This is a genomic window from Corynebacterium sp. MSK035 (assembly GCF_030232615.1).
In the GTDB taxonomy this organism is placed as follows: domain Bacteria; phylum Actinomycetota; class Actinomycetes; order Mycobacteriales; family Mycobacteriaceae; genus Corynebacterium; species Corynebacterium jeikeium_D.
The window spans coordinates 1-16694 of the sequence record NZ_JASPJP010000019.1 but is presented as its reverse complement, the minus strand read 5'-3'; the positions used below and the strand labels follow the sequence as shown (position 1 = coordinate 16694).

Annotated in this window: 14 protein-coding genes; 8 read left to right on the top strand and 6 right to left on the bottom strand. The window is 59.7% G+C overall.

Translation table 11 applies throughout. The features are described from left to right. Window positions 1-19: 19 nt before the first annotated feature. A complete protein-coding gene (locus QP978_RS09875; protein ID WP_231367197.1) occupies window positions 20-583 on the bottom strand; it encodes a PaaI family thioesterase in 564 nt (187 codons plus the stop codon). A 105-nt stretch (window positions 584-688) separates the two neighbouring features. Here QP978_RS09875 and gnd point away from each other — a divergent pair, with 105 nt between their 5' ends. The 7 genes from gnd to QP978_RS09840 all read left to right on the top strand — a co-directional run bounded on the left by gnd (window position 689) and on the right by QP978_RS09840 (window position 10426). Continuing rightward, complete coding sequence (gene gnd, locus QP978_RS09870; protein ID WP_016422828.1) at window positions 689-2140, top strand: NADP-dependent phosphogluconate dehydrogenase; 1452 nt, start codon at window positions 689-691, stop codon at window positions 2138-2140. Between the two features lie 47 nt (window positions 2141-2187). Beyond that, window positions 2188-3801 carry a bifunctional hydroxymethylpyrimidine kinase/phosphomethylpyrimidine kinase gene (locus QP978_RS09865; RefSeq protein ID WP_070437427.1) on the top strand — a complete coding sequence of 538 codons (1614 nt, stop codon included), beginning with the start codon at window positions 2188-2190 and terminating at the stop codon, window positions 3799-3801. An 80-nt stretch (window positions 3802-3881) separates the two neighbouring features. After that, window positions 3882-5216, top strand: a complete 1335-nt coding sequence (locus QP978_RS09860; RefSeq protein ID WP_222865444.1) for a DEAD/DEAH box helicase — start codon at window positions 3882-3884, stop codon at window positions 5214-5216. Window positions 5217-5219: 3 nt separating this feature from the next. Beyond that, window positions 5220-6605, top strand: coding sequence for a hemolysin family protein (locus QP978_RS09855; protein ID WP_147719027.1), 1386 nt, complete (start codon window positions 5220-5222; stop codon window positions 6603-6605). Then, window positions 6602-7816: a hemolysin family protein gene (locus tag QP978_RS09850; protein ID WP_070653041.1), complete on the top strand. Its 1215-nt coding sequence runs from the start codon at window positions 6602-6604 to the stop codon at window positions 7814-7816. The genes QP978_RS09855 and QP978_RS09850 overlap by 4 nt, the downstream gene beginning before the upstream one ends. Further along, entirely contained in the window at window positions 7813-8730 is a 918-nt protein-coding gene (locus QP978_RS09845; RefSeq protein WP_147719025.1) for a 3-methyladenine DNA glycosylase, read from the top strand. Before QP978_RS09850 ends, QP978_RS09845 begins: the two co-directional genes overlap by 4 nt. A gap of 97 nt (window positions 8731-8827) precedes the next feature. Continuing rightward, entirely contained in the window at window positions 8828-10426 is a 1599-nt protein-coding gene (locus QP978_RS09840; RefSeq protein WP_284857129.1) for a vWA domain-containing protein, read from the top strand. A 163-nt stretch (window positions 10427-10589) separates the two neighbouring features. Here QP978_RS09840 and QP978_RS09835 read toward each other — a convergent pair whose 3' ends face one another. The 5 genes from QP978_RS09835 to secA2 all read right to left on the bottom strand — a co-directional run bounded on the left by QP978_RS09835 (window position 10590) and on the right by secA2 (window position 15899). Continuing rightward, window positions 10590-11093 (bottom strand): MerR family transcriptional regulator, encoded by a 504-nt coding sequence (locus QP978_RS09835; protein WP_172620271.1) that lies wholly within the window; start codon window positions 11091-11093, stop codon window positions 10590-10592. A 388-nt stretch (window positions 11094-11481) separates the two neighbouring features. Continuing rightward, window positions 11482-12081 carry a bifunctional nuclease family protein gene (locus QP978_RS09830; RefSeq protein ID WP_048734014.1) on the bottom strand — a complete coding sequence of 200 codons (600 nt, stop codon included), beginning with the start codon at window positions 12079-12081 and terminating at the stop codon, window positions 11482-11484. 45 nt (window positions 12082-12126) lie between these two features. After that, window positions 12127-12885 (bottom strand): transcriptional regulator FtsR, encoded by a 759-nt coding sequence (gene ftsR / locus QP978_RS09825; RefSeq protein ID WP_049170471.1) that lies wholly within the window; start codon window positions 12883-12885, stop codon window positions 12127-12129. 70 nt (window positions 12886-12955) lie between these two features. After that, the gene (gene odhI, locus QP978_RS09820) at window positions 12956-13381 is read right to left on the bottom strand and encodes an oxoglutarate dehydrogenase inhibitor Odhl (RefSeq protein ID WP_016422837.1); all 426 of its coding nucleotides are present in this window, start codon (window positions 13379-13381) and stop codon (window positions 12956-12958) included. A gap of 238 nt (window positions 13382-13619) precedes the next feature. Further along, complete coding sequence (secA2, locus tag QP978_RS09815; RefSeq protein WP_048734010.1) at window positions 13620-15899, bottom strand: accessory Sec system translocase SecA2; 2280 nt, start codon at window positions 15897-15899, stop codon at window positions 13620-13622. A 190-nt stretch (window positions 15900-16089) separates the two neighbouring features. Between secA2 and rraA the strand changes: the two genes are divergently transcribed. Next, window positions 16090-16563, top strand: coding sequence for a ribonuclease E activity regulator RraA (gene rraA / locus QP978_RS09810; protein WP_016422839.1), 474 nt, complete (start codon window positions 16090-16092; stop codon window positions 16561-16563). The last annotated feature ends 131 nt before the right edge of the window (window positions 16564-16694 follow it).

The window sequence follows — 16694 nt, the reverse complement described above, 5'->3', positions numbered from 1 at the left end:
TACCACCTATAACGATTTGCTACAGCGGCTTGTCGAGTACCGCAATTCGTAGGTTGGTGCGGGCCAGCAGTTTTTCATCTGCCTTGCGGGTGTGCTCAATACGCCACAGTTGCATGGTGCGCCCCAGGTACTCTGGCTCCGCCGTGGTAACGATTACCTCGCCAGCTCGGGCGGAGCGGTAAAAATCGGTGTTGTTGTTCACACCGACGACCGGCTTCTTCGCACCGCAGGCAACGAAACCAGCAATAGAGCCAGCAGTCTCACCTAGCGAGCAATAAACACCGCCATTGGCTAGGCCCCACGGTTGCAGGTGGTCGGGCCCGACCTCGAGCTCCATCTGAATTCGCTCCGGCCCGACATGGACAAACTTCGTGCCCAGCAAGGTATCTAGACCGCCGATTCCGTTATCGCCCAAGGTGCTGTTAAAAACAGCCAGCTCCTCATCGCTCAGCGCTTCCTGGCTCGCCTTCGTCGCCAGTGTCATATAATCGCGCAGCGCCTTCCTCTTCGCCTGCTCGGCGGAAGAAGCTGCAGAGTTCGAGTCCTGTGAACTGCCATTATTCGCAATAGTCTCGTCAGTCATGCCAAACATTGTGCCAGCGCACGCCATCACTCGTGGCAGTTTCAACGTTAAAAGCAGTAACAATTTCTGAGTCCCAGATACAACGAACCCCGGCCAGGCTTTAAGATGGTGGGCATGACCGATAACAATGAACTCGCACAAATTGGTGTCGTCGGGCTCGCCGTCATGGGCTCGAATATCGCACGCAACTTCGCCCACAAGGGACACACCGTTGCCGTGTACAACCGCAGCCCGGAGAAAACTCGCACCCTCATCGCTGAACACGGTGATGAAGGCTCATTCATCCCGTCCGAGACCATTGAAGAGTTCGTCGCTTCGCTGGAGCGCCCGCGTCGCGCTCTGATCATGGTTCAGGCAGGTGCCGCTACTGATGCGGTCATCGATCAGCTTGCCGACGTGATGGAGCCCGGCGACATCATCATTGATGGCGGTAACTCTCTTTACACGGACACCATCCGTCGCGAGAAGGCTATTCGCGCCCGTGGCCTGCACTACGTTGGCACTGGTATTTCCGGTGGTGAAGAAGGTGCTCTGACTGGCCCATCCATTATGCCGGGTGGAACGAAAGAGTCCTACGAGTCCCTCGGCCCGCTGCTGGAGTCCATCTCCGCTCACGTTGATGGCGTTCCGTGCTGTACTCACATTTCCTCCGATGGCGCTGGCCACTTTGTAAAGATGGTCCACAACGGCATCGAGTACGCGGATATGCAGGTCATTGGCGAGGCCTACCACCTGCTGCGTGAGGCCGCTGGCCTCACCCCTGCCGAGATTGCAGATATCTTCCGCGAGTGGAATAAGGGCGACCTGGATTCCTACCTGGTCGAGATTACCGCTGAGGTTCTCTCTCAGGTCGATGAGAAGACAGGCAAGCCGCTGGTGGATGTCATCGTTGATGCTGCTGGTCAGAAGGGTACCGGCCGTTGGACGGTCAAGGCCGCTTTGGACTTGGGCATTCCAGTAACTGGTATTGGCGAGGCCGTGTTCGCTCGCGCCCTGTCGTCTTCCCTTGCTCAGCGTGAGGCTGCCCGCAACCTGCCGTCGGGAAGCCTGGCTAAGGCACCGGAAGATCGCGATGCTTTTGTGGAGCGCGTCCGTAAGGCGCTCTACGCTTCCAAGATCATTGCCTACTCGCAGGGCTTTGATGAGATTAACGCTGGTGCCAAGGAGTACGGCTGGGAAATTGACCGCGGTGCGCTGGCGACCATCTGGCGAGGTGGCTGCATCATTCGCGCACAGTTCCTGAACCGCATCAAGGAAGCGTACGACCGCAATCCGGAGCTGCCGGCGCTGGTACTCGACGAGTACTTCCGTGACCAGGTCACCGAGTGCCTCGACGCGTGGCGCGACGTTGTCGTCACTGCAGCACAGATGGGTATCCCGGCTCCGGTGTTCTCCTCCTCGCTGGCTTACTACGACGGCCTGCGTGCGGAGCGTCTGCCGGCAGCACTGGTTCAGGGGCAGCGTGACTACTTCGGTGCGCACACTTACCAGCGTGTTGACCGCGAGGGTGCTTTCCACACCCTCTGGTCTGGCGACCGCTCCGAGGTTGAAGCGTAGTCTTGAAGTCTGTCGCTTCACGCTCTTGAAGTTAAAAGGGGTCTGAGATGCCATTTCCCAAGAAGGCAAAGCCTGATTTTGTGCCACGAGTTCTTTCCATCGCCGGCACAGACCCAACAGGTGGCGCTGGGCTCCATGCCGATTTAAAATCAATCGCCGCCGCCGGTGGTTATGGCATGGGCGTGGTCACCGCTTTGGTATCTCAGAACACCGTGGGCGTTCGTGCCGTCCACACCCCACCTGTTGACTTCCTCGTCGAGCAGCTGGCTGCTGTAACTGAGGATGTCACCATCGACGCGGTGAAGATTGGCATGTTGGGTTCACGCGAACTCACGCAGGCCGTCACCAACTGGGTTCGGGAGACCAAGCCAGCCGTGGTTGTTCTCGATCCGGTTATGGTCGCCACCTCTGGCGACCGTCTGCTTGACGAAGATGCCATGGACGCAATGCGTGACTTGGTCGCGGAAGCCACCGTCATCACGCCGAATGTTCCCGAACTGGCATTGCTTGCCGACGCCCCGGAGGCCAGCGACTTCACTGAGCTGATTGAGCAGGCGCTGGAGTTCGCGAGCAAGAACGATGTCATCGTGATTGCAAAGACTGGGCACTTAAGTGATGAGGAAGCCGGCAATGCCGTGGCCTTCCCCGATGGCCAGGTTTTCTTCAGCTCTTCTCCCCGCATTCACACTGAGAACACCCATGGCACGGGTTGTTCGCTGTCCGCAGCTCTTGCCACACGGATTGGTGGGGGCTCTGCGATTAATGATGCCCTGCGCTGGACTACGCGCTGGCTCAGCGAGTCCATTCGTTTCGCGGATAACCTCAACGTCGGCCAGGGGCACGGCCCCATTGACCACGGCCACAGGGCTCGTCGCCTGGAAAAGGTCGCGCTTCGCCGAATGCAACCAGTGCATCTGAACTCTAGTTTTTACCCGGCGGCCATCGAAGGCACTGATACTGAGCAGACGCCGAAGGAGCTGGAATCTTTCTTCGGCCACTCACTCCAGATTGCGCCGGCGGGCCCCTTTACTTCCCAGCTGTGGCGGGACATCGAGGACATCGTTGCCGAGATTGGCGGAATGTTCAGCGTCCCCACGATGCTCCGCGGCGACCTTTCCTCGGACGAAACCAACTTCTTCGTAGCGCAAGAGGCCTGGTACTTGCACCAAGTTTTCCCAGTCCTGTCGCATCTGGCAACCAAAGCACCCTGCGCTAAGGAACAGGTTCTGTGGTCGTCACTCGCACAGGAAGCCCTGGTGCGTGCGTTGGAATTGAGCAATAACGCGCTGGAAGAGACTTCTTCGGCGCTCGAGGACATCGAGCCGACAACCATCACGCAGCTTTTGCTGGACGTGCATTCTTCCTGTAGCGCTTTCAACCCATATCGGGTCGCCGTAACCAGTATCGTCGCCGAAATGTGGATTGCAACCGAGCTGACTCTGCAAGGAAAATCGCTGGTTGATGGGGATTCCGCGATCGCGAACTGGGTGGAGGTGTATTCCGACCCCGAGTATGTTGACAGTGTTCAGCAGGCTCTCGAGGTCCTTGAAGAGAATATGTCCACGGCCAGCGATGCGGAGCTCAAATCCATCCGCAACATCTTCCGTCGAGCCGCCATTCTTGAGCGCGAGGCCTATGCGCAACCGGGTCGCGGTTGGTAAATCTCATGGGACGGTAGTTTTCAAGCTCACCGGACGTGCCTATTGCATGGCAGTCCGGGGATAGCGGTATTCTAACAAGCATGCCCCCTCCTGCTGAGTCCAGTGATTTCAGACAGTTGGGCACGCCGGAAGCGATTGTGAGTATTCTGCGTGCCCAGCACATAACTTCGCCTACTGCCGTGCAGGTGGCGACTTTGCCAGATGCTTTCGCTGGCAAGGACGTTCTTGCGCAGGCCCCTACAGGCTCGGGCAAAACGCTCGCATTCGGCATTCCGCTGGTCGCGTTACTCAATAACGCCTCTCCAGCGCTTCCCGGTTACCCGCGCGCGCTAATTATTTCGCCAACGCGCGAACTCGCAGATCAGATTGCTGATGTCCTGGCTGACATCGGTGCCGCTGCAGGTCTGCGTGTCTTGAGCTTGGTCGGCGGTGACTCCGTGGCCAAGCAGCAGACTCTGCTCGCGGCACCAGTCGATATCGCTGTGGTCACACCGGGTCGCGCACACGATTTGCGCCGCCGCAGCCTCCTCAGCCTTGAGCAGGTTCTCGCCGTTGTTGTAGACGAAGCGGACATGCTCGCTGACATGGGCTTTCTGCCCGATGTTCTGGGCCTGGTCCGTGCGTGCCCGAAGTCGGCACAGCGCATGGTCTTTTCCGCCACGATTAACGACGACGCCGCGGGGCTTATCCGCGATCGTCGCGCAAGTAGCACTGAAGTTGCGAAGCACAAGGTCACTGCCTCCCGGTTGACCATGCGCAATATGCGGCATCTGTTACTTCGGGTGGAGGACAACAACGAAGCCGACGAAGTGGTCGCCTGGATTGCCTCCCGCAAGGATCAGTGCGTCATCTTCGCCAACTCTAAGGCGCGTGTCGTTCAGCTGGCTAAGTTTCTACAGTTCTATGACATCAAGTTAGGTTTCCTCCACGGCGATCGTGGCCAGGCAACTCGTCGCGCGGTCCTCAAGGCCTTTTCCGAGGGTGAAATCAATGTCCTCGTCACCACGGATGTGGCCGCTCGTGGCATTGATATCGATGCTCTTGACTTGGTTGTGCACGCGGATCCGCCAAGGGATTCCGCGACGTACATTCACCGCTCGGGTCGAACGGCTCGTGCAGGTGCTTCCGGCACGGTAGCGATGATTGTGCGTGACCGCCAGGTTGATCAGGCCCGTGAGCTGCTGGCAGGGGCCGGCGTTAAAGCTGAAGAGCTGCGTGCAGCTCCGGGGCTGCCGCGATTTGTCAAGGAACTGGGCGCACGGCGTCCGCGCCGGGCTCGTCAAGATCAGAGCCAATCGGCAGGCAGTGTTAGTGGTGCCGGTTACCGCGGGCGCGGCGGTCCGTCGGCAAGCGGAAAGAATCGTGCTGGCGGTCGCGTACACCGCCCCAAGCGAGGGAAAAAGAAGAAGAGATAATCAGTGGATATTGTTCTCAATATTGTCGCGGTTGTCGGCTTTATCGCGCTAACCGCTGGCACCGGCCTCTTTGTGGCGTTTGAATTCGCGCTGACGGGACTGGAGCGATCTACGATTGACGCCGACCGCGCCCGTTCAGCGGATGCACCTGCTGAGGCCGTTCACAAGGCGCATAATCGACTGTCCTTCCACCTCTCCGGTGCACAGCTGGGCATTACGTTGACCACGCTGGCAACTGGTTTCCTCGCGGAACCGGTGCTGGCGCAGTACTTCACGCCGATGTTGCATTGGATGGGGCTCAGCGAGTCTGCAGCGGGACCGACCGCACTGATTCTTGCGCTCATTGTGGCCACGATGTTGTCGATGGTCTACGGCGAATTGGTGCCAAAGAATGTCGCGATTACAGAGCCGTTGGCAGTAGCGCGAGTTACGGCTCGTCCGGTGATGGCGTTTAACTGGGTGTTCCACTACTTCATCCATTCGCTGAATGCCACGGCGAACTGGCTGGTGCGCAAGCTCGGTATTGAACCGGCGGATGAGTTGGCTTCAGCGCGTTCCCCGCAGGAGCTGGAAGCACTGGTACGTAATTCTGCGGAGCAGGGGGCATTGGATGAGTCGAAGGCCGCTGTACTCGAGTCGTCGTTACGCTTTGGCGAAACGACGGCGGAGGACCTAATGACGCCGCGGTCGACGATTACCTCCCTCGATGTCGATGACACGGCGCTGGATCTGCTGGCTGTCGCCATCGAATCGGGACATTCCCGCTTCCCCATTACTGACGGGGACCTCGATGCCACTGTCGGTGTTGTCCACGTCAAGGACGCATTCGCGGTGCCTGCGGCGAAGCGCTCAACTACCACCATGCGGGAGGTTGCACGTCCAGTGCCCACGCTGCCGCAGTCGCTGGACGGCGATGCCGTACTGGAGGCCGTGCGTTCGGCTGGTTCGCAGATTGCGCTGGTCGCGGACGAGTATGGCGGCATCGCCGGCATTGTCACCATCGAGGACGTCGTCGAGGAAATTCTTGGCGAGGTCTGGGATGAGTACGACGACAAAGAGTCCGAGCAGGAAGTCAAGCGCGCAATTGAAGGCTGGAATTGCTCCGGCCTTGTGCGTACCGACGAGCTGCCGACCAAGGTCGGATACTTCGCCCCGGAGGGCAGCTTCGAAACCCTCGGTGGCCTGATTATGTTTGCGCTCGGTCGCATCCCGGAGGTCGGTGACGTCGTCCTGCTGCCAGAGACCGAACGCGATTTCATGGACGAGTTCGAATCGGGTATCGCCGGACGCTGGTACGCCCGCATTCTGGCGATGGATGACCGCCGCGTGGATCGTGCCATTTTGATTCCTGTGACCAACGAGCGCGCTAAGGAGATGTTCAACCTATGAGTGACTGGTTTGGAATCCTCCTGACCTTCTTCTTGTTGTTGGTCAACGCATTTTTCGTGGGCGCGGAGTTCTCGCTTATTGCTGCTCGCCGTGACCGTTTGGAGGCGCTGCTGGCTCAGGGAAAGAAGCGCGCTCGCACAGTTATCAATGCTTCTGAACACCTGTCGATGATGCTCGCCGCCGCACAGCTGGGCATCACTATTGCTTCGCTACTGCTGGGTAAGGTCTCTGAGCCGGCGCTGGCACATCTGCTGGAAGCTCCCTTCCAGCAGATGGGTATTCCGGAGTCGCTGCTGCATCCGCTGAGCTTTGCCATCGCATTGATGCTGGTGTCAGTGCTGCACATCATGCTCGGCGAGATGGTCCCGAAGAACATCGCGCTGGCAGGCCCGGAAACGATGGCTATGCTGCTTATTCCGGTTCATATGGTCTTCTACCGCCTGACCAAGCCACTGTTGCTGCTGTTTAACTGGATGGCTCGCCATACGCTGAGGCTGTTCGGCATTGAGCAGCGCGATGAGCTCGACACCACTGTCGATTCGACTGAGTTGGCATCGATGATTGCGGAGTCTCGTCAAGAGGGGCTCCTTGACAGCGAGGAGCACGTCCGCCTTCGTCGCACGCTGGCTTCGGCCACGCGCACCATTGAGGAGGTGCTCATTCCGCACGAGCAGATTCGGCGCCTCCCCACCGCACCGACTGTGGGCGACCTAGAGACGGCGGTCACCGAAACTGGCTTCTCCCGGTTCCCCGTCGCTGCGGCCAACAATGAACCCAACGAGTACCGTGGCTATGTTCACGTCAAGGATGTCCTCGACCGCGTCATGGACCCTGCCTCCGGACCGGAGACAGCCATCCCCGATGACGAGATTCGGCCGATGATCGAGATTCCGATCGATGCCACGCTGGATGAGGGATTGCGCATCATGCGCCGCTACAGCGCCCACATGGCAGTGGCTGTACGCGCTCGCATGCCAAAGCCGCACCTGCGCGCAAGCGCCCCGGCAAGTATCGCCCCGAAGACCGGTGCTTTCTCCGGCGCGGAGCAGATCGGCATCGTGGCTCTGGAGGACCTCATCGAGGAGCAGGTCGGTGTCGTGCGTGACTGGACCCACGAGGTCTCCCCGCGCCGCAGCGGTGCACCAAAGCAGTACCCAATCGTGAACCAGCCCCGCATCCGGCCGGGCACTACGCAGGGACGCCAGCAGTGACATCTACGCCCGATTCGTCTTTCGACTGGCGTGAAGCCAAAGCAAGGCATATCGCCCGCGTCGATGCTCTGACCTGCGATCACCTGTCCCGTCGCAGTCGTGGCCAGCGCCACCCGGTCTGGGACTTCATCTTCGAGTACTACCCCGTCAAGCCCGGTCAACTCCGCCGATGGTCACCGGGCATCGGCGTAGATCTTCCCGGTGCGACAGCCAAGGACATCAGTCACCTGAAGTTTTTTACCCTCGACAGGGATGACGCTACCGACAGTCCTGCTAGCAAGGAGCCCACCGATACCGCCTCGGGGACGGCACGCATGGATGTTTCGGCGTACGTCGATAAGCGCGGTAAGACAGTGGCGTACATCGGCAATTTGTTGCGTTCGACGCGCGCGAACCCAGCACACTTCGACTGCTTTGGCCTGCATGAATGGGCGATGGTGTATCGCCAGCCAGAGCATCGTCACCCGGAGCCCCTGCGGCTTGGTCAGGCGGGTACGGACGAGGTCGTCGAGGCCCACACGGTTCGGTGTACGCATTTCGACGCCTACCGCTTCTTCACGCCCGACGCCGTGCCGCTCAACGAGTTTGCGCCGACGCGCGAGACACAGCCGCACTGTGAGCAGATGGGCTGTCTGCACGCCAACATGGACTTGTATAAATGGGCGACCAAGCTCGGCGAGGCGGTCCCCGGCGACCTGTGGCTGGATACTTTCGAGCTCGCGTGCAGTGCCCGTGAGTTGGATATGCGCGCCGCTCCCTACGATCTGCAGGATTGGGGCTTTGCTCCCATTCGCATCGAGACTCCCGAGGGCAAGGCCGAGTACGTCCGCCGGCAGCGCGAGATTTCTGCTCGCGCCGACGTCCTGCGCGGGCGTTTGCTGCAAGTAGTAGATGTCGCATTGTCCACGCAGTAGAGTTGGCAGGAGTTACGTGCGCGTTTGTGCTTTACGACGAGGTCTGCTGCGAGTCGACAGTGCCGAGCACACTCAGCATAGAAAGGGCTAGAACGACATGGGACGACACGCCTCGGGTGAGAACAACTATCGAGTGGCTAAGGGGCCTTTTATTGCCGTCTTGGTCGTCATTGTTCTGGTGGCCGCGGTTTTTGCCTGGGTTAATCTGCGCAAGAGCAACGATTCGTCGATTGATGCTGACCGTGCACGGTGTACGAAAGGTGACCTGACACTGGTGGTGACCGCTGATCCTGCTGCGGTGGGCTCGGCACAGAAACTCGTGCAGGACTATGGCGAGTCAAATCCCGTGGTGAGGGATTTCTGCGTCCGGCCACAGATTACGGTGGCGGGCTCGCAGGAGGTTGTGAACGCCCTGACTGAGGCTGGCGGTGCTGAAGCTGGTGAGGGAGCTCCGGAGGACCCCGCTGCGGGTGAAGCCGGTACTGGAATTATGACTCCGGGAGTCTGGATTCCCGCCGATATCTCTTTCGTGGACCAGGCGAAGAACTCAGACAAGGTCAAGGTCAACAACCCCAAGACGTGGTTGCCGCCGATTGCCAGCGGCGTGGCCTTCACAACCAATCGTGCTGACCAGCTGAACAATGCCACCTGGGAAGAGCTTGCGGGATTGCGCGTAGCCGCCCCCGGTGGCTCCGACGCGGCACTGTCGGCCGTGATTAGTGCTCGACTTGGCGGTGGCCCGGACGTCGCTCGCGAACGCGCGGGCTTGGGTGAGGTCTACACCTCCAATACTCTGCTGACCATGCTCAGCCAGAGTGTCGCTGACTTCGACGGCGTAGCCGCGACCCAGCCCATGCTGCAGATGGCCGGCGAGGGGCTGAAGCTGGTCTCCCCTGCGGATGCACCCCAGTTGCACGCGCCAGTTGTCACCTTTGGCTCCGGCGGCAAGATCGACGAGAACACGGCTCGTGCGGCCGAGGACTTCCGAAACTTCGCAGCAGATCACGGCGCCGACGGCGAAGCTGCTGAGAGCACTTTCAGCCCTGAAGTAGCAGAGAACTTTGGAGTGCTCTCGCAGATTCAGACGGATTCTTTTGCGCTGCCGCCAGCACTGGAGCAGCCGGACGCGCAACAGCCCGCAACTGCGGTGGGTTCGGCGCTCCTGCTCGCTGACACCTCCGAGGGCGTCGATGTTGGGGCGCTGTCTACGGCACTTTCCGGCGCTATCGATGCGGCACCTGGTGGCCGCTACGGCCTGTGGACATTCGCACCTGAGGTGAACCGCCTCGCGGAACTTCCCGCGCCCGATGACGAGGCCAACAACGGCGCGGACGCCGTAAGGGGGTCACTGGCCGAACTTCCGGCTGGTGGTGAGGCACAGTTCTGGCCAGCGCTTATCGATGCCTACCAGGCCGCCCGCGACACCTACTCCCCTGACAAGCCGAACCGTCTCGTCGTGCTCACCTCTGGTCGCGATGCCTCGGGCGCCGATGCCGCCGAGTCTGTCGAGAGGATTAAGGAACTCATTAGCCCGGACCGCCCGGTAACGATTGAGGTCATCGTGCTTCCCGACGGCGACAGCTCCAGCCCCGAGCTGCAGGAAGTGGCAAATATGACCACTGGCTCTCTGCGCATTGCGGCTGACTACGGCGATGGCCTGGCCTCTCAGTTGGCTGCGGCTATCGGTACGGAGTAAGTAGAAAAAACCGCCTCCATCTGGTCCAACCTCGGGAGAGGTAAGACGGAACCAGTTGTGGAAGGCGGTTTTCGTTTAGTTTGTTTCGGCTATTTGAACGGAGGCCATAGCAGCGACGCCGCTGTCCAGCCGTATCGTTGGCGGTTACCGTATCTGTTGGCGGTTAGGAGATGCGGCGGCGACGACGCTCAGCCAGCTCGTCGATGCCAGTACCTGGGTTCTCCTGAGTACCGTCAATACGCTCGGACGGGAAGGAGGCGATGGTGCCAGTCAGTTCCTTCATAATGCCCGGGACAGCAATGCCGAACACTCCCTGGCCACCGTTGAGCAGGTCGATGACCTCTTCATTGGAGCGGCACTGGTAGACGGTGCGACCGTCGGAAACCAGCGTGATGGTAGCCAGGTCATCGACGCCGAGGTCGCGCAGGCGATCGACAGCCAGACGGATATTCTGCAGGGAAATACCGGTGTCCAGCAGACCGCGAACAATCTTCAAAACGAGGATGTCGCGGAAGGAGTACAGACGCTGGGTACCCGAGCCCTTAGCGGTACGGATAGAAGGCTCCACCAGCTTGGTGCGTGCCCAGTAGTCCAGCTGGCGGTAAGAAATGCCCGCTACCTGACATGCGATAGGAACGCGGTAGCCAACCTGCTCGTCCGGTCCCATGTCGAACAGGGATTCCTGAACCGCGCGCGGCTCTTGCGAGTCCGACGCACGGAGCTCATTGTCGCCAAAGAGCGAACCGCTGTTGTCGTCGACCATATAAATTCTCCCGAGGTAGTTTCACTGCCGTTATTTATCTTTCGCCAAGGTTAATCGGCTGTCAATACATCACAGGACGACACGCCGAATCTCTAAACCTAAAGTTAAGGTTTAGAGTTTGGAGTCACAGTTTCCCCAGCTCAAGCACAACCCGGGAGAAAAACCGCAGGACGGGGTGAAACTATAACTTACGAAAAGTTACCCCTTTTATGGGGTCATTCAGCGACACACCGAAGGAAATAGACACCACAACTACCTCAAAAGTAGCCAGCTATTCACTCCAGTCACACGTTTAACGGTCGCCATCGGAAGCTGAATCGGCGCCACCGTCGGCTTCACCATCAGACTTCTTGTCCTCCGCATCACCATGCGGCTCGGCGAAGTAGTCAGCATCAATGCTGTCGAGGAATTCCGCAAACTCCGACACCGATGCCTCGACGGAGTCGGTCTCCGACTCGTCGGCAAGCGAACCGCCATTGGTTGCGACGAGACGCGCCGCTACCGACGTGGCGTCGAGCACATCACGCGCGACATACAGCGGAACCTCAAGCTCGCTAGCGATAAGGATGAGGTCGGAGGGCCGCATATCAATCTCTGCACCACCTTCGAGCACGAGACTGGCGATGAAAACGCCCTCATGCACGCCCGTAATCTGGCCACGCAGGGCGCTCTGCCCCACCATGTCCAGCGTATCGACGAAGACCTCATGCATGCCCGGGCGACGCTGCGTAGCGCCGGTCTCACGGGCGGAGTACTCCGTCGCCGTCGCCAAATCAATCCAAATCGGGATAATCCGATTGGTCTCCTCGGCATGCAGGAGTAGCACTGGATCGTCCTCAGGAGGATGCGCCATCCAGTCTAGAAACTTGACTTCTACGAGTTTTTCGTCCATAACAGCGATAATTGTAGCGAGCCGCTATTTACGCGGGACTACCGACTACTTCCCCAGATCCTTGTTGACCTGGCGCTTGACCAAAGTGCCGTGCAGCGTGACCATCAGCGCGGTCATCTCACGGCCCATCTCCACGGCCTTCTGCTTGCCGCTAGCCGCACGCGACTTACTCAGCGGACTAGCAGCGAGCGACACCAAATCTGCCTCACGGGCCGCAGCGGTACGCACAGTTTTGAGGTGGCGGGCATCCAGGCCAAACTCAGCCAGCTTGACCGCCGTCTCAGTGATGAGCAGGTCATCGCCATCGAACATGTTCAGCGTGTCCGGAGTAATCAGACCGACTCGAACCAGTTCAGTGATGAACTTCTCGCTAGCGCCGGTGCGCTCTGCCAGCTCCGCCTGCGTCAGCGAGACCACTGCGGCTTCGCGGAACTGATCCGCCGTCACCAGTGGAGTGACCGATGCCAGCCCGTCGCCGCCAGCGTTGCCCGCATCAATTTCGTCGAGCTGCTCTTTAATAACTTTCAGCGGCAAGTAGTTATCGCGCTGAACGGTGAGAATGTAGCGCAGGCGGTCAATGTCCGCCTGGCTGTAGCGACGATATCCCGAGGAGCTACGCGACGGGCACAGCAGCCCCTCCGACTCGAGAAAACGAATTTTGGACAGCGTTACATCAGGGAACTCAACCTTGACTTCCTTCAGCACAGCACCGATGGTCTTCTTCTTGCCCACCGAGCGTGCTTGCTTCGCAGTGCTTTCCGACGACGCCGGCTGCGCAACTGCTGATTTGCGTACTGCTGCCACTGGTCTTTTCCGAGCCTTTACAAAAATAAGGGGTTAATGCCGACAGGCGTCGACATTAACCGATGTCGAATTAGTTACCGATCAGGAAGACGAGGCGGAACTTACCGACCTGAACCTCGTCACCATTAGCCAGAACCGCGGAGTTCTTCGGCTCGCGGTTAACGTAGGTACCGTTCAGCGATCCCACGTCGACGACCTCGTAGGAGTCACCGTTCTTGCGGAACTCTGCGTGACGACGGGAAACAGTCACATCATCGAGGAAGATGTCGCTGTCCGGGTGACGACCAGCGGTGGTGACTGCCTGATCGAGCAGGAAACGCGAACCTGCGTTTGGCCCCCGCTTGACAACCAAGAGTGCCGAGCCCGCCGGAAGTCCTTCAACACCGGAGACCGTGGAGTCCGTGTTAGAGCCGGACTCCATTTCCTTCAGCAAATCTGCACGGAAGACCGAGGTGGTCTCGACCGATGCCTCTGGCTGGCCGCTATTGCTAGTCATATCTTTCCCTCCGGGATAACCTTGGGCGATTTACTCGTTACTTTTTAGATAATAGCGCCCCAACCGCTTTCATGTTGTTATCTAATCCCAACCAAGTTGTGACGCAGCTCACCGACAGGGTATGTACAACATGATTGATATGCGTAAATACCGACATCTGAGAGCTTTCTCTGTGGGTGTACCTAGGCCGGTCACCTGAGAAATATTTTCAAATTGTTACCAAACTTGTGGTTACGGCTTACCTAAACATCGCGGCAATCGAGCCGACGACCGAGCCGCCACCATTGCTCAATGGGTTGTCGTTGACCATGTAAGTCCAGGTCGAGCTCGGGCGAGCAAGACCCGTGTCCTCCAGATGTGCGCCTTCGCCGTCGATTTCGACCTCCTGGAAGGTCTGCACCGACTCGGTAACGGCATTGTTCACCAGGTTCTTAAAGGCGCCGATGGCGGCGCGGTGGAACTCATCAATGGGGCTTTCCTTAGCCAGCGCGCGCAGGTGAATCGACTCCCGCAGGTCATCCAGATCCGCCAGGTGGTCTGACCATCCGCGATCCAGGTGGCTCAGCATGATTTCCCGGGCAGCATCCTCGGCGACATCGCGCCCGGCTGCGGCTTCGACTTCCTTCGCCCGCGCCGATGCCAACTTGGACAGTTCTTCCCAGGCAGCATTAGTAGTCAGCAGTTTCTCCCTGCGCTCATCCAGAATCTCGCGCTGGTCACCGATGAGCTTGTTGTACTTCCATGTCGTCGCATGAATCGATAGCATGGTCGCCTCTGTCACTCGCTGCGCGCGGTCGATGAACTGATAGGCCCTCTTATCCCGGACGCGGCCATCTTCCTCGGGAAGCACGCTCAGCGTCTCGCCAGCAGCACCCTCGGAAATCACCGGATCATCCAGGGAGACAAAGAACACCGACGAGCCCGGATCGCCCTGGCGCCCGGCGCGGCCACGCAGCTGATTGTCCAGTCGGTCAGTGCGGTGCTTCCCCAGGCCAATGACGCATAGTCCACCGCGCTCAACGACCGCATCGCGGTTGGATTCATCTGCCCCGCCGAGACGGATGTCGGTTCCTCGCCCGGCCATCTGAGTGGACACCGTGACACGGCCAATATCGCCAGCATTGGCGATGACCTGGGCCTCCAGCTCGTCATTTTTCGCGTTCAGCACCGAGGATTCGATGCCGCGCAGGACCAGCGCATCGGCTAGTCGTTCCGATTCCGCCACGTCACGGGTGCCTACGAGTATTGGTCGACCAGTGCCGTTGAGTTCCACGACCTCGTCGACAAGCGCGGCGAACGCGTCGTCGGTGGTGGCGTAGATGCGGTCGGGCTCGTCGTCACGAATGCATGGGACGTTGGGTTCGATGACGGAGACGTGGAGTCCGTAAAACTCGCGGAACTGGTCTCCCGCGGAGGTGGCGGTGCCGGTCATACCGCAGGTGATGTCGTAGCGGCCGACGAGTTGCTGGATGGTCATGGAGTCGAGGATTCGGCCGCCCTCAGAGACCTGCAGGCCCTCCTTGGCCTCTACCGCCGCTTGCAGACCGTCCGGCCACCGCTGCAGTTCCGCCACGCGTCCCTTCGAGGCGTCGATGAGCTGTACCTTGCCATCGCGCACGATGTAGTCGACATCGCGCTGCAGCAACTCGTGAGCGTGCAGTGCAACGTTGACCTGAACCAGGGTGGTGCCGACATGTTCGGCGTCGTACAGCGAGCCGATGCCAAGCAGGCGTTCGACGCGTGCGGCGCCGGTATCGGTGAGGAAGACGTTGCGGCGGCCTTCGTCGACGGTGTAGTCGTCGCCGAGCTGCAGGCGACGCACCACGTCGGTGATCTGTCCGGTCGGTGCGGTGCCCGGCTCATTGCCGGCAAGCACGAGCGGGACTAGCGCTTCATCGACCAACACGGAGTCGGCTTCGTCGATGATGGCGACGTCAGCGGGCGACTGCACGCGGTCTTCGATGGCCGGCGCGCAGCGGTCGCGCAGAACGTCGAAGCCGAGTTCGTTGACGGCGGCGTAGACGATGTCTGCCGCATATGCTTTACGACGCTCCCCCGGTCCCTCCTGCGGCGAAATAGCCGCCACCGAGAGCCCTAGGAACCCGAACAGCGGTTGCATCCACTGCGCGTCGCGGCCTGCGAGGTAGTCGTTGACGGTCACGGAATGCACGCGGTGGCCACGCAGCGCGAACCCTGCTGCAGCCAGGGCGCCGGAGAGGGTCTTGCCCTCACCGGTGGCCATCTGGACGACGTCTCCCTCCATGAGCGCCAGTGCGCCTTGCAGCTGCACATCGAAGGGACGCATGGACAGGGTGCGCTGGGAGACTTCGCGGAGCGCGGCTAAAAGCTCCGGTGCGTCGGTGGCGTGTTGGCGGGTGAAGTCGGCGAGGTCGGCGTCGGAAAGCGCCTGTACCTGCGGCTCGAGCTCAGCGGCGCGTGCCACCAGCCCTACGCTGCGTTTTTGGTTGCGCCCTTGCTTGCCGCTAAGAGCCTTCCAAAACCAATTAAACCCAGCCATCTTCTACCCTTCCTGCGCGCGTGTGGTTGTCGGCGCGTTCTGACTCACCAGAGTAATCAATCTGGGCCGGCCTTCGGAGTGTCAATCGCTGCCAGCGAATTTGCACCATATGTCTTTAGTCACATCTTGAGTTTGAAACAATGGGTTTAACACTTGATGCGAGCAATTTTCGGAAGGACTTGAATCCCCTATGGCAATCGAATTCATCCCCACCGCTGACCTGGTTGACGAGATCGGCCCGGACGTGCGTTCCTGCGATACTCAGATGCGTAACCTCGGCGGTCGCGTGGAGTTCTGCGGCAAGATTTCCACGGTCAAGTGCTTCCAGGACAACGCGCTGCTGAAGAAGGTCCTCTCCGAACCGTCTGAAGGCGGTGTCCTCGTCATCGACGGTGACGCTTCTGTGCACACGGCGCTGGTCGGTGACGTTATTGCGGGGCTCGGCAAGGACAATGGCTGGGCTGGTGTGGTCGTCAACGGCGCGATTCGCGACTCCAAGCTGATTGGCGAGATGGACTTCGGCTGCAAGGCGCTTGGCACCAACCCGCGCAAGTCCACCAAGACCGGCGAGGGCGAGCGCGACGTCGTTGTCTCCTTCGGCGGCATTGACTTCGTTCCGGGCGAGACGCTCTACGCTGACTCCGACGGTATTGTCGTGCGCTAGTGCGCTTGTGCGCTAGACGGCAGACAAAACCGCAAGCAATAACCGTAAACAAAAGGGGTTAAACGACAAAATGTGTGTCTGGCTCGGCGTGTCGCGCGGGGGTTAGATTTGGCCTTTCTGGATGCCGATTG

What these genes read in the sequence shown, in the direction of transcription:
- gnd (WP_016422828.1), top strand. Translation starts at nt 689, where the DNA reads ATGGTGGGCATGACCGATAACAATGAACTCGCACAAATTGGTGTCGTC.
- rraA (WP_016422839.1), top strand. Translation starts at nt 16,090, where the DNA reads ATGGCAATCGAATTCATCCCCACCGCTGACCTGGTTGACGAGATCGGC.
- QP978_RS09850 (WP_070653041.1), top strand. Translation starts at nt 6,602, where the DNA reads ATGAGTGACTGGTTTGGAATCCTCCTGACCTTCTTCTTGTTGTTGGTC.
- QP978_RS09830 (WP_048734014.1), bottom strand. Translation starts at nt 12,081, where the DNA reads ATGGACGAAAAACTCGTAGAAGTCAAGTTTCTAGACTGGATGGCGCAT.
- QP978_RS09840 (WP_284857129.1), top strand. Translation starts at nt 8,828, where the DNA reads ATGGGACGACACGCCTCGGGTGAGAACAACTATCGAGTGGCTAAGGGG.
- secA2 (WP_048734010.1), bottom strand. Translation starts at nt 15,899, where the DNA reads ATGGCTGGGTTTAATTGGTTTTGGAAGGCTCTTAGCGGCAAGCAAGGG.
- QP978_RS09860 (WP_222865444.1), top strand. Translation starts at nt 3,882, where the DNA reads ATGCCCCCTCCTGCTGAGTCCAGTGATTTCAGACAGTTGGGCACGCCG.
- QP978_RS09875 (WP_231367197.1), bottom strand. Translation starts at nt 583, where the DNA reads ATGACTGACGAGACTATTGCGAATAATGGCAGTTCACAGGACTCGAAC.
- QP978_RS09865 (WP_070437427.1), top strand. Translation starts at nt 2,188, where the DNA reads ATGCCATTTCCCAAGAAGGCAAAGCCTGATTTTGTGCCACGAGTTCTT.
- QP978_RS09835 (WP_172620271.1), bottom strand. Translation starts at nt 11,093, where the DNA reads ATGGGACCGGACGAGCAGGTTGGCTACCGCGTTCCTATCGCATGTCAG.
- odhI (WP_016422837.1), bottom strand. Translation starts at nt 13,381, where the DNA reads ATGACTAGCAATAGCGGCCAGCCAGAGGCATCGGTCGAGACCACCTCG.